8 protein-coding genes are annotated in these 12424 nt (G+C 62.6%); 5 read left to right on the plus strand and 3 right to left on the minus strand.

Annotated elements, in window-relative coordinates; all coding sequences use genetic code 11:
• Window positions 1-369: 369 nt before the first annotated feature.
• Both ABZ459_RS06405 and ABZ459_RS06410 read right to left on the minus strand, forming a co-directional pair.
• Complete coding sequence (locus tag ABZ459_RS06405) at window positions 370-999, minus strand: class I SAM-dependent methyltransferase (protein WP_357966621.1); 630 nt, start codon at window positions 997-999, stop codon at window positions 370-372.
• A gap of 610 nt (window positions 1000-1609) precedes the next feature.
• On the minus strand, window positions 1610-2173 hold the full coding sequence (locus tag ABZ459_RS06410) for an NUDIX hydrolase (RefSeq protein WP_357966623.1): 564 nt from the start codon (window positions 2171-2173) through the stop codon (window positions 1610-1612).
• 335 nt (window positions 2174-2508) lie between these two features.
• Here ABZ459_RS06410 and ABZ459_RS06415 point away from each other — a divergent pair, with 335 nt between their 5' ends.
• The 4 genes from ABZ459_RS06415 (at window position 2509) to ABZ459_RS06430 (ending at window position 9366) form a co-directional block, all read left to right on the plus strand.
• On the plus strand, window positions 2509-3681 hold the full coding sequence (locus ABZ459_RS06415) for a hypothetical protein (RefSeq protein WP_357966626.1): 1173 nt from the start codon (window positions 2509-2511) through the stop codon (window positions 3679-3681).
• A gap of 558 nt (window positions 3682-4239) precedes the next feature.
• Window positions 4240-4797, plus strand: a complete 558-nt coding sequence (locus ABZ459_RS06420) for a hypothetical protein (protein WP_357966629.1) — start codon at window positions 4240-4242, stop codon at window positions 4795-4797.
• Window positions 4798-5539: 742 nt separating this feature from the next.
• Window positions 5540-5869 carry a trypco2 family protein gene (locus tag ABZ459_RS06425; protein WP_357966632.1) on the plus strand — a complete coding sequence of 110 codons (330 nt, stop codon included), beginning with the start codon at window positions 5540-5542 and terminating at the stop codon, window positions 5867-5869.
• 398 nt (window positions 5870-6267) lie between these two features.
• Window positions 6268-9366 (plus strand): tetratricopeptide repeat protein, encoded by a 3099-nt coding sequence (locus ABZ459_RS06430; protein ID WP_357966633.1) that lies wholly within the window; start codon window positions 6268-6270, stop codon window positions 9364-9366.
• Between the two features lie 877 nt (window positions 9367-10243).
• Here ABZ459_RS06430 and ABZ459_RS06435 read toward each other — a convergent pair.
• A complete protein-coding gene (locus ABZ459_RS06435; protein WP_357966636.1) occupies window positions 10244-10753 on the minus strand; it encodes a hypothetical protein in 510 nt (169 codons plus the stop codon).
• Window positions 10754-11312: 559 nt separating this feature from the next.
• Here ABZ459_RS06435 and ABZ459_RS06440 point away from each other — a divergent pair.
• Entirely contained in the window at window positions 11313-12422 is a 1110-nt protein-coding gene (locus tag ABZ459_RS06440; protein WP_357966637.1) for a DUF4041 domain-containing protein, read from the plus strand.
• The last annotated feature ends 2 nt before the right edge of the window (window positions 12423-12424 follow it).

Genomic DNA, 12424 nt, shown 5'->3' on the forward strand with positions numbered 1-12424 from the left:
GGCAACTAGCTCTGAGTGGAGCTGCCGCTGGAGCGAGCCTTTGCTGGTCATCACCCCAAGAAGCAGATTGATGGTTGCATCGGCCAGCCCAGGGCGCGGAAGTCGCTGATCACCCTGGAGGGATCGCAACAACCAGCGTATTCGGCGTGCTGGCCGGTCACGGGTCACTCATCACCTGTCCATCAATGCCCACCACGTAGCCCGCTGGCGCGGCAATTGCCTCGTCCGCTTCGGCGACCCCGACACCGCCGACGACTGATTTCGTCGGTCAGTAGCGACATCGTTTGTTGGTGAGTTTGGACAGCGGTTGGCGATCAACAGGCGCAGAAATGTTGGTGAGAAATGGCAGCACCCACCTCCGCCCGTTCTCTAGCGGCGACGGGCCAGCAAGTGGGCGTCCAGGAAGCCCCGCTCGGAGGCCGGGTCGTGGAGCAGCCGCGCGAATGTGGCGAACCCAGCCCCGGCCAGCAACTCGGCGAAGCGGTCCGCCGGCCAGCTATAGGCGGGTGTCACCTTGTGGTCGAAGCGGACCGGCTCGGGCGCGTCGGTTCCGAAGAACGAGACCAGGAGAAGGCCCTCCGGCGCCAGGACACGCGCCTGCTCGGCGAGCAGCGCGGGTAGTTCCCCAGGAGGGGTGTGAATCATCGAGTAGTGGGCCAGCACGCCGCCGAGCGCGCCGTCCTCAACGGGGAGTTCCTCCATCCGGGCCTCATCGAACTTCAGCGCCGGATGGGCCCGCCGAGCGTGGTCGACCATGCCCGGAGAGAGGTCGAGCCCGAAGGCATCCAGTTCCAGGTCGTGCAGCATGGCCGTCAGATGTCCGGGCCCGCAGCCGACATCCGCCACCCGCGTATTCCCCGTCCCACGCACCAACTCGGCGAAGGTGCCGATCATGTTCCGTGAGAACGGCTGCGTCTCCAGTCGGTTAGCGAACATCGACGCATATAACTCGACGACCCCGTCGTAGGCCGTCCTGGTCTCGTCCTGGTGCTTCGCCACGGGAAGGACGTTAACACCCCCCATTCTCAGCTGTTCTCCGGCCCCGTGCCGAATCCTGCGCCGTCGTATCGGACTCGCTCGGCTACCAGGACAAGGCCATCACCCGGTGGCGCGACAAGCCGCTGGCGACCACAGTCCGTCACCAGCTGGGCACCGTGCGGAACCCGACGCCGTGCTTCGTTTGCAGTGCCCGGTTGGACATGCCAGTGCGAGCATCGCGGCGGATCGCCGCGTACAGCTCAACCTTCGACATGCGAGGCACGTGGGCTCCCTCACGGTGCGTAGCACCCTGATAGTCCCACCGCAACCACTTGGGTGCTGTCAAAACTCAGCAACACAGTCCGGCGGACTACACGACCGCTGTCACGGCCGGCCAACAAACGCTGTCGCAACTCAGGTATAGAGCCAGACGACCTCCGTTCAGCCCTGGCAGGCATGGACGGCACGTACAACAGAGCCGAATCCGGCGTCCGCTGCGACCTCGGCCACGCCCTCCTGGCCGCTGGCGACCCCGAAGCCGCCCAACCCCACATCCAACGCGCACAGCGACTGGCCACCATGACCGGCAGCAGCCGCCAACGCCGCCGCATCGACGAACTGACGAAGGCCGTCAGCCGCGCCCTCGGCCGTTGGGCCACACCTGAGCCTGGAGCAATCCGATCAAGGTGCCCGACGTCCAGATGTCCCCGCGGGCAATCATGCCCGGGATCTCGCTCATCGGGACCCATTCAAGCCGGTCGGCCTCCACCTCACCCGTAGGCTTGCCCACCAGTTCGGCCCCGCGCCCCACAAAAAGGATGTGCTCGGAATCGACCATCCCGGCCATCGGCCGATATGAGACCAAATGCTCAAGGCCTGTCGGCCGATACCCGGTCTCCTCCTCCACCTCCCGCATAGCCGTGATCATCGGAGTCTCACCGGCCTCGATCAGCCCGCCGGGAAGTTCCCACCCCCATCGATCGAACACAAACCGATGTCGCCACATCAGCAAGATTCGATCCTGCTCATCGAGCACGACGGCGATCGCGGCCCGATCCAGATGCACCACATGGTGGTCGAACCGCTCCCCACCTGGGATCTCCACATCAGCCAGCCCCAACCGGATCCACCGGTTGTCATAGACCAGCCGCTCCCCATGCACCACCCAGCGCGTCAGCTCAGCGTCATCACCCACGCTGCGGAACTACCGTCTTACGCATCACCGGTGCATGCCTTCAGCGACAGCCGAGGTGTCCCTGCGGACCGCGCCGGAACCGCAAGTGGTGAGTCTCTGTGTCATCGACGGCAGTCCATAGGGTGGCCTGTGCGGCTGTAGGCGCTATGACTATGCCTGCAAGTCGCATCGAGTACGCATGCACAAACAGGCGCGATACCTTGTGCCGAACTACTAGCTTCGCCAGGAGCAGGCAGCACCCCCTGCCGATACTTCGCGAACTCGCCCGACATTCGACAGATGATGTTAGCATAATACGTAATGAGTATCACTCCGGCGTAGATCGGGCGACTCTCGTGCCTTCTAAGACCTCTTTTGCCTTTATTGAGCACTTCAAGCAGATGCGGCAGCAAATACGCGAGCTGGTCGCGCTTGTAGTCGCTCTGTCTGTCGCTATAAATCTGATCAGCTCTGCAATCTATGACACTTGGGGTGCGGTCTTCTCTGTTACTGCTGGACTGATCGTCATTGGCGCTTGCAGTGCCTATGTTGTCAGGAGCAGGTCCAGGGAGAGAAAGTTTAACGCGGCCATTACGGCCGCTTTCGTGATTGAAGGCGAGGAACAATCTCAAGTCCGCGCTACGCCCGGTTATACTTTTGGAAGCGAGTTTGCGCGGATTGCTCTAGCGGTATTCGAGGAAAATCCCGCATTGAGGGATCAGTGGATTAAAGGACCCTTTGTCAATTACACTAATTTAGAGGGAGGTAAGGTGCTTGCTCAGCCTGGCCTGGGTGTCCGGCTGGCGACGGAAATAGCCGAATATCTAGTCCTAGCTAAACTTAGCATTCATCTAACTGATTACTTCAATAAGTCAGGATTTGACGGTGATCGAATCGCGCATATTGGACGGGCAGATCTCCCTCACGTGCTTCTGAGTAATCGAGTCCTTGAGTTGATCTCTAAGGATCGACAGGATCGTCCGGGTTTCCAGTGGGAAAACGATGACGAAATGTCGGAATCGCGTGACGGCTGGCGTGTGGTATCGCAGTTTGCTGGCAATAAGTATTATTCGCACTTCGAGTTGACGTTGCCTCGGGGGACCAGTGTAAGTCGCGAAGAAAACGGTTCACTCGTTTTCGATAGCCCGGCTATTCGTCTCAGCATCTCGGTAAGCTTTCCTGGATATCGCGCGTCCATGCCCTACACATATCATGACTACGTAATGGGAATTGAGTTCCCAGATGCTCACGACTATAAAATTCACCTCTCCATATCTGGAGAGGTGAAGAACCCGCTCTTCGGGTCGCGCGGACGATGGCTTTACTATGGATGGGTTGAATCCTTCATTGAAGATCTCGATCAGCACTATGACTATCGATCTCTATTCAAGCGAATAAACTGGGAGTCGACCGAGATGCTATTAAGAGTGCTCCCGGATGACCTTATAAAACTTCGGCATGTCGATAATGAGAATAACCGGGCGGAGCAATACGAGAAGCCCGGTGGCGAGGCTGGAGATTCTCTCTGATGCTGGCGTGGCGGTCGCTGAACTAGCGCTGCTGGAGCAGCTCCCGCACTTAATTAAGTAGCTCTGCACTCAGGGCGCATAGCTGCCTCTACCCATGCGATAAGGGTGTCGAGTGTCACTTAAGAATTGACCGATGAGCGACGTTGCTGAATTGCTCTTATAAGGATCAAGCGGCGGCGCGGCGCGCCGCCGTCCCCCCGGCCCTCCGCCCGCCCGCCGTCCGAGCGTGCGGCCTGGAGGCCGGTCCCGGACGGCGGCGGGACCCGGGCCGGCCACCGCACGCCCGCCCCGCCGTACCGACCGAACGCACCGGCCGGGGTTGCCACGCCGCCGCACCGATGCAGCCCTACGATCGCCACTGCATGGCTGGTCATCGTGCATGGTCGGAGGCGCTCGGTGGGCCAGGGATCGTTCCTCACCCTGGCCCACCGAGCCAGCGTGGCTGAGCGCTCTGTAGAGCCACCGGAGAAGTAGCGCTCGATGGGGGGCGCGTACCGGCAACGCCGATAGGGTGACCCAGCTCACCCAACAGACGGAGCTCGAAGGAGTTGCCGGAACATGCTGCATGACCTGTGGACGGTGGTCGACGAACCCGATCGAGCGCAGTGGGACTACGCGCCACTTGAACGTGTCGGGCCTCTGCGCTTCGGTATGAGTCTGCAGGAAGCGATCGTCGTGATGGAGGCTCGGGGATACACCTCCGAGGTCTGCCCAGTCGGCGAGTTCGGTCCCTTCGAGCAGGTGTGTACGCGATTCCGCGGCGTGAACACTCCGACCTACCGAGAGGACGCCGTGGGGTACTACGTCGGCCCTATGGGATTGACCTGCATCACTGTCGATGCCTTGTCCGGACCCCAGGTCTCGTTCGATCGAATCCGGCTGGTGGGTCGGCCGCCTTCAGAGCTTTCAACTGAGCTCAGCGCCTACCTGGAGAAGACCAGCGGGGGAGTAGGGTTCACCCCAGAAGGGGACGTTGGCTCAGAAGAGCTGGGGATATACCCGCGTGCGCAGCGAGCTGGCGATGTTCTGCTCACTCGGCTGGTCTTCGGCCGGCCCAACGCCTGGGCCAACACTATGTACGACTGCATTCCGGCCGATGAGTGGCGTATCCGCTGACCCGTCCCGTGTGGGACGACCGCTCACCGTGCACCATCTCATGATCCGGAGTATGCGCGGAATGATCTTTGAGGTCTGAGGTAGGTCATATGGTTCCGCCGCAGGTGAGCTGCCATGTAGAACTGGGACACACGATGCCCTGTAAAACCGTCGGCTCAGCCTACGCAAGTTCGAGCCTTGCACCTGCCACACCAGCGGAAAGAAGCCCATCACCAGCGGAAACGCGGTGACGGGCCTCTCGCTTGTGTCCGGCTGTCCACGGCAATGACCGGTGTCTTGCGGCCAGTCACGGTCAATACACGGCCAAGTTTCAGGCCACCCCCGCATCGGGTGGTAGGCACCGCACATGCCTGATCATGAGGACTGACGAGGTTCCTGGGGCGCGGCCCCTTCCGGACGGCCGCACTGTCCGGCCACTCGTATCGCTGCCACGGTGACAGCAGAGCTGACAGCAACGTCCGCACACGCCGACGGTCACGTCCGTGGACGTGACCCCCGCTTATCCACACCTGCTCCCGCGCGACCCGCCACATCACCGGACCGCTCTCTCTAAAACGGACGTCCCGGCCTTCAACGCCACCTCGCCGGGCCCCTGGGGAAACGGGTCTACAACGAGTCGAATTTCGTTAGTTCCTTCCGCGCGAAGTTTGTCAAACCGGTCGCGGGCGGCGAAGCGGCTGTCTACGTTGAGTCTTCACATTGCGGCGGAATGCTCCACATCCAAGACGGGAGAGTGAGAGTTGTGGATATCGAACTCACCAAAGCGATTTCTGCGTTGCGCGATGAGCTGCTAGAAGCTGCAGTGGCTGGAACGGGCAGTCAGATCGCGTTCGCAGCAGGGCCGATCGAGCTGGAGTTTGCGGTGGAGTTGAAGGCTGATGCCAAGGCTAAGGCCGGTTTCAAGGCGTGGGTGGTCACTGCAGGGGCGGACGCAGGGGTTAGTCGCGCCCGCACGCACAAGGTGAAGTTGACGTTGACACCAAGGCATCCAGACGGGACGGATGTGCTGATTGCTGGCCACTCGAACGTAGAAGCCCAAGTGGAAGACCTGGATGGTCACATCGGCCGATAGCATCTCGGGTCCGGCACCGCCGAGCAGCACCCATCACGGTGCCGCCGACAAAAGGCCGCTGGTGGAGGGAGTGGAGGGTGCAGCGAGATCGGGTGGTCATGGTCACCGCGTCGGCCGGGCGGGGCTCGGGATATGTGATCGGATCACGTATGGTTCTGACCAGCGCGCACGTAGTGGGCCCGGTCGGCAGCGCACTGCAGGTGTCTCGCCCCGCTGCTAAGGCGGCAGTTCGGGCGGTGGTGGCCTGGCGGGGAACTCCCAGTGGGCGTGATGATGCTGCACTGGCGTTGGTCGATGAGGACAGCGGATGGACGCCACCGCGGGGGGGCGCTGTGCGGTGGGGACGCACCGTCACCAACCGTCCCGGTATCGCGTGTGAGAGCTGGGGGGCACCGAACGTGGTGCAGCGTCCCGGCCGCGCCGTGGAGATGTTGCAACCGTCCGGCACGCTAAACCCGGGTGATCGCCATGTAGGCGACCGCTACCTGATGACTGTTACCGGCGCTGCTCCGGCTACTCGTGCGGACGGCTCTTCACCATGGGGTGGCCTCTCCGGGGCAGCACTGTTCTGCGATGACCTACTCACCGGGGTGATGACGACCGACCCGGCTGGCTGGCGGCACGGCCGACTAGAGGCGGTACCAGCCTATGTGCTGCACCACGACGCGGGCTTTCGGCGTCTGTTGGCGGCTGAAGGCGTCGCGACCGATCTGGAACTGATCGAGTATCAGGATTTGGCGGCCCCAGCCGAACTGCCGGCCGATGGCCGCTCGCTGGCCGCTTTGCTGCGGGCCAGGCTGCAGGTTGTGCCCTTTCACGGCCGCGAGCAGACGCTTCAGACCCTGCAGAGATGGGCGGGACTGCCCGGATTCGGCGCGCATTTGGTACATGGCTCGGGTGGGCAAGGCAAGACCCGACTGGCCACCGAGTTCGCCACCAGGCTCAGGCGGCAGGGGTGGGCGGTGCTGTGGCTAGGCACCCACGCCGCCGACGTCGGGCTGGCTGCACTTAAGGATGCAGCCACGCCACTGTTGATCGTCATTGACTACGCCGAATCCCGTCTATCTCAACTGATTGCGGTGCTGGAGGCGGCCGCTCGGCATGCCGAGGCGACGCCGTTAAAGGTGCTCCTGCTGGCCCGCACCGCTGGCTCCTGGTGGGTTACTGTTCAAGCAGCCTCCGCACAGGCAGAAGCATTGCTGGACGGCACTCCTTTCACCACGCTGCCCGCCCTGGGCACACTGTTGGATGACCGGATCACCGCCTATCGGCAAGCCTCCCGCGCCTTTGCCGAGGAACTTGCCCGCACCCGCCCCGGTCCGTCATGGCCGACACTGAGGGCGACCCTTCCGGCTCCGCCTGCTGCCCAGATCGCCTCGGGTAATGCCTTGACCATGCACATGACGGCGCTGGTCGACCTGCTCGACGCTGCCCAGCCCGAGCTGGCTGCCAAAATCACCGACGCACCTGACACCACAGGCGCCGGGTTTCCCACTGCGCCGGCACATGGCGTAGAGGACCGGCTGTTGGTCCACGAACGCCGGTACTGGGAGACAACCGCAATCACCTACAGCCTGCACACCCCAGGGCGACTGCTGCAGCAGCGGCTGGAAGATGCGCTGGTCGCAGCGATCGCATTGGGAGCTGAGGATGAATTACAGGCTGATGCCCTACTCGCCCGCGTCCCGGCCCTTGCCAAAGAACCGCAGCGGGCCGATCGGGACCAGATTCGCTCATGGATCGCCGCGCTGTATCCATCGGGCAGTCACTACGCGCCATGGGGGGAGTTGCAGCCCGACCGGCTGGCCGAGCGTTTTCTCGGCCGCCATGTACTGACTCATCCGGCCCTGTTTGAAGCACTGCTGGACGAGGCTACTACCGCGCAGGTCACGCGACTGCTGATCATGGCCACGAGAGCAGCCGCTCATCCCAGCTTCGGCGATGCTTTGGCTGGGCATGTGATCGGCTGGTGCCTGAACCGGCCCGATGCGCTGATCGGCGCGGTAATCCAGGTCGTCACCCAGGTTGAAGCCCCTGCCCCGCTGCTGCAGGCGCTGCAACAATTGCTTGATCGACCGACTACCACGCCAGCCGACCTGGTGAGGTGGGCTGGTGAGCTTCCTACCAGTAGTTACGTGTTGGCCGAATGGGCCGTCCACCTCACTGAACGCCTCGCGCACTACTACAGAAGCCAAGATGATCAACTCCATCTCGCCGTGAGCCTGAACAACCAGTCCAACTGGCTGGGGGATCTGGGGCAGCGAGAGAAGGCGCTGAAGGCCAACAGCGGAGCCCTCCAGATCTACCGTCGTCTGGCTGAGGCTCGTCCCGATCTTTTCTTGCTCGACCTCGCCACTAGTTTGAACAACCAGTCCATCCGACTGGCGGCGTTGGGGCGGCATGAGGAGGCGCTGGAGGTTGTTACCGAAGCTGTCGCTATTCGCCGCCGTCTGGCTGAGGTGGATGCCTCGCTGCCCCAACTCGCCGTAAGCCTGAACAACCAGTCTGTTGCCCTGGGGGATTTGGGGCGGTGCGAGGAGGCGCTGGAGGTTGTTACCGAAGCTGTCGCTATTCGCCGTCGTCTGGCTGAGGTTCGTCCGGATTCGTTCTTGCCTGATCTCGCCGCCAGTCTGAATAATCAGTCGATTCAGCTGGGGGCGTTGGGGCGAGGCGAGGAAGCGCTGGAGGCCGTGGTGGAAGCCTTGCAGATCTACCGTCGTTTGGCAGAGGTTCGTCCGGATGCGTTCCTGCCTAATCTCGCAGGCAGTCTGCATAACCAGTCCATCCGACTGGGGGCGTTGGGGCGGGGCGAGGAGGCGCTGGAGGTTGTTACCGAAGCTGTCGCTATTCGCCGTCGTCTGGCTGAGGTTCGTCCGGATGCGTACCTGCCTGATTTCGCAAGCAGTCTGAATAGCCAGTCGAACCGGTTGGGGGCGTTGGGGCGGCGTGAGGAGGCGCTGCAAGCGAGCGTCGAAGTCCTGCAGATCTACCGTCGTGTGACTGAGGTTCGTCCAGAGGCTTTTCTACCCGCACTCGCGGCTAGCCTGAATAACCACTCGAACCGGTTGGGGGCGTTGGGGCGGGGCGAGGAAGCGCTGGAGGCCGTGGTGGAAGCCTTGCAGATCTACCGTCGTTTGACTGAGGTTCGTCCGGATGCGTTCCATTCTGATCTCGCAGGCAGTCTGAATAACCAGTTCATTCGGTTGGGGGCGTTGGGGCGGCGTGAGGAGGCGCTGCAAGCGAGCGTCGAAGCCTTGCAGATTTACCGTCGTCTGGCTGAGGTCCGTCCGGAGGCCTTCCTGCCCGCACTCGCCATGAGCCTGAACAATTACTCCGTTGCCCTGGGGGAGTTAGGGCGGCGTGAGGAGGCGCTGGAAGCCGTCATCGAAGCCGTTGCCATCCGCCGTCGCCTAGCTAAGGCTCGACCCGACGCGCATCAGCGGCAATTGCAGCAGTCGCTTAGGGTTTTGGCCTGGCTACAACGCGGCGACGGTTAATTGTGATAGGGCACACATGATCAGTGATCCGGCACTACATTCATGATCGTCTCGAAAGTAGAGCAGGCCAGCTTCTGGAGACCTGCATAGCCTTCCAGAACCCCTTTGCGACTTCGACGGTCCAGCACCCGCAAGACCGTGTCTTGGAGGGCGGAGGGCGGAGGGCGAGATGGACGTCTCACGCCCGGCAACTCCCTGCTGGCCGGCTCCCCAGCCACTGCAGTGAGATCCACATCGGCAGCAGCGTCGAACGACTCGAGGAGGTGTAGAGCACACTGTGATACCCCGGCTTCCGATAGGAAGGCAACTCACTCAGGTCCGTCTGAGCGAATCGCGGCCAATACGCGGCCAAGTTGAGGTGGCCATAGGTATACGCTCAGGTCAGCGCATGATCGCGACGGGACTGTAAAACCATCGGCTCAGCCTACGCAAGTTCGAACCCTGCACCTGCCACACCAGCGGGAAGAGCCCCGTCGCAAGCGGAAAACGGCGACGGGCCTCTCGCTTTGTGTCCAGCCGTCCACGAGTGGCACCGGCTCTGAGTGATAGACAGCGAGTGCGAGTACTACGTCGAGTGGGTGTCGATCGAGGACGGTTGGCGGCTTTGCGAGTGTGAGTGCGTGCCTCTTGCTAGGGCCGGTGGCGCATCACAGAACTCCAAGGCTGGTCATGATCAACAAAGTCAGGGCGACTGTGCTAGCGAAAGCGATGCCCGCCCTGGCGAGGGCAGGGGACGCGGCTGTGCCGCCAGCGCAGGCAAGATAGCCCGCGATCTGCGCAAGGATGAAGCCGATCAGCACGGCGATGGTGACAAGCAGGGCTTTTATGGGAAGGGTCGGAATGTCCTTGGGGTGACATTCCGGCCGAGATGAGCGCTTCAGCTTCCGATCTCCATCGCGAGCGGTGCCGCGATCTGCGCCGCGGTGTACTGAGCCCTCCCGCGGTGCGAAATCTCGACCCCATAGAATTTCTCGCCGCCCGGCACGTCCGGCACAGTGAACAGGAAGATGCAGCCCACTCCGCGCTTCCACGACCCGCCGCTCAGCTGGCCGAGCGCGATCGTCGTCCCCGCCGCGTCCGTCACCACGACCTGGGCGCCCTGCCGGAGGTCGTCGAACCCGCCGCCGCCCCGGCATGTCAGCTCGTTCTCGGTGAGGACCTGCGGCGGGCCGCCCTTCACCGTGACCGACCCGCTCACTGTCAGCGCGGCCGCAGCCGACGTCACGGCCGGTGCGGGCTCACTGCCGCACCCGGCCACGACGAGCACGACAGCGACCGCCAGTAACCCGCGCGCCACAGTACCTCCCGACCGACCCAAGATGCGGGCATCGTCCACCCCCGGCCCGGCCAGCGCCAGACCCGCCAGCATCACGATTCGGAACGCCATCCCCCGAAGTCACGGCTGCAGCGGCTACCGCTGGCACAAGGCCCGCGCCGCACTGTCGCTCGAAGCGCCCAAAGTGTGCTGAATCTACGGCCATTCGGGCAGAGCGAACGAGGCCGACCACGAGCCTTCGCTGAAGACGCTCGAAGCGATTGGCCTCGACCCGGGCGACCTCCGATACCTACGCCGGGCCCACGGCATCTGGGCGCCCTGCTCTCTTGGCCTGGACCCGCTACGCGGATTCCTGAATCCGTCTGTCGAGGGGAAGGCGATTCACACTGAGTGGCGGCTGCCCTCTAGAAATGCGTGTTCCCGATTTCGTTCGGCCGAGCCGAAGTTTGTTATAAGCGCTCGATCTTGCCTCGTTACGTTCGAGGGACAACGTTCGGACTACGAGGTGCCTATGGCTGTCCGGTACAACCCACCGCCCAACTGGCCCACCCCGCCTGCTGGATGGACGCCTCCTCCAGGCTGGCGTCCCGATCCGACATGGCCGCCGCCCCCCGCAGGGTGGCGACTGTGGATAGAGGATGCGCCACAGCCAACGGTTGGAGAAGAAACTGTGGCGCTGGAGAACTACCTGTCGAACCTACGCGAGCTCATCCGTGCAGAAGAGCAGCGACTGGCCGGCCTACGTGCCCGAGTCGTTGAGGTCAACGAGCAGATCATCATGCAAGAAGCTGGCGTCTACATCTACCAGCACCCGCTGGAGAACGCGGCAGCGTACAAGGCCGAGTTGGAACGTATCAAGGCCGAGATCAAGACGATGACCAAGAGCGGGAAGGCAGTGGCCGGCGGTGACAACTGGTATGTGAACGGTTCGCGTGCTGAGGGCGCCCGCCAGGTCCGGGACTTCTCGAAAATCATGCTGCGCGCCTACAACATCGAGGCGGACAACTGCATCCGTACCTTACGCCCCCACCGGCTGAGAACCGCTTTAGATCGTCTGCAGAAGGCCGGCGAGAGCATCGTCAAGCTCGGTGCCTCGATGGGCATCTACATCACCGACGATTACCATCGCTTGCGCGTCCGCGAGATCCGTCTTACTGCCGACCACCTCGCGAAGGTGGAGGAGGAGAAGGAAGCGGCCCGAGCCGACCGAGAACGGCAGCGGGAGAACGAACGGGCACAGCGCGAGCTTGAGCGTGAAAAGGAACGCCTTTTCAAAGAGCAGGCCCACCATGAGACCGTACTGGCGAAGCTACTGGCCAACGGTGATGAGCAGGGTGCAGCGACTCTGCGAGCCAAGTTGGAGGAGATCGGGTTCGCCATCGATGACGTCGAAGCTCGTGAGGCCAACATCCGAGCCGGGTACGTCTATGTGATTTCCAACGTAGGGGCGTTCGGCGAAGGAGTCGTCAAGATCGGCCTCACGAGACGGCTCGACCCGAGCGAGCGAGTCCGCGAACTCGGAGATGCTTCAGTCCCCTTCCGGTTCGACACCCATGCGCTGATCTTCAGTCAGGACGCCGTCGGGCTGGAACAACTCCTCCATCGAGAACTGGCTGATCGGCGTGTCAACAAGGTGAACCCGCGGCGAGAGTTTTTCTACGCCACGCCAGCCGAGGTGCGAAGCATTCTCGAACGCCTCGACTCGCAGCATCTGCTTGAGTATGCCGAACAGCCCGAGGCTCTGGAATGGCGTCAGTCGCAGACGATGGGCGGTGCCTGACT

The sequence above is a fragment of the Nonomuraea sp. NPDC005692 genome (genome assembly GCF_040631115.1).
In the GTDB taxonomy this organism is placed as follows: Bacteria; Actinomycetota; Actinomycetes; order Streptosporangiales; family Streptosporangiaceae; genus Nonomuraea.

Coding starts and splice junctions, on each gene's coding strand:
- ABZ459_RS06420 (WP_357966629.1), top strand. CDS start 4,240: ATGCTGCATGACCTGTGGACGGTGGTCGACGAACCCGATCGAGCGCAG.
- ABZ459_RS06435 (WP_357966636.1), bottom strand. CDS start 10,753: ATGGCGTTCCGAATCGTGATGCTGGCGGGTCTGGCGCTGGCCGGGCCG.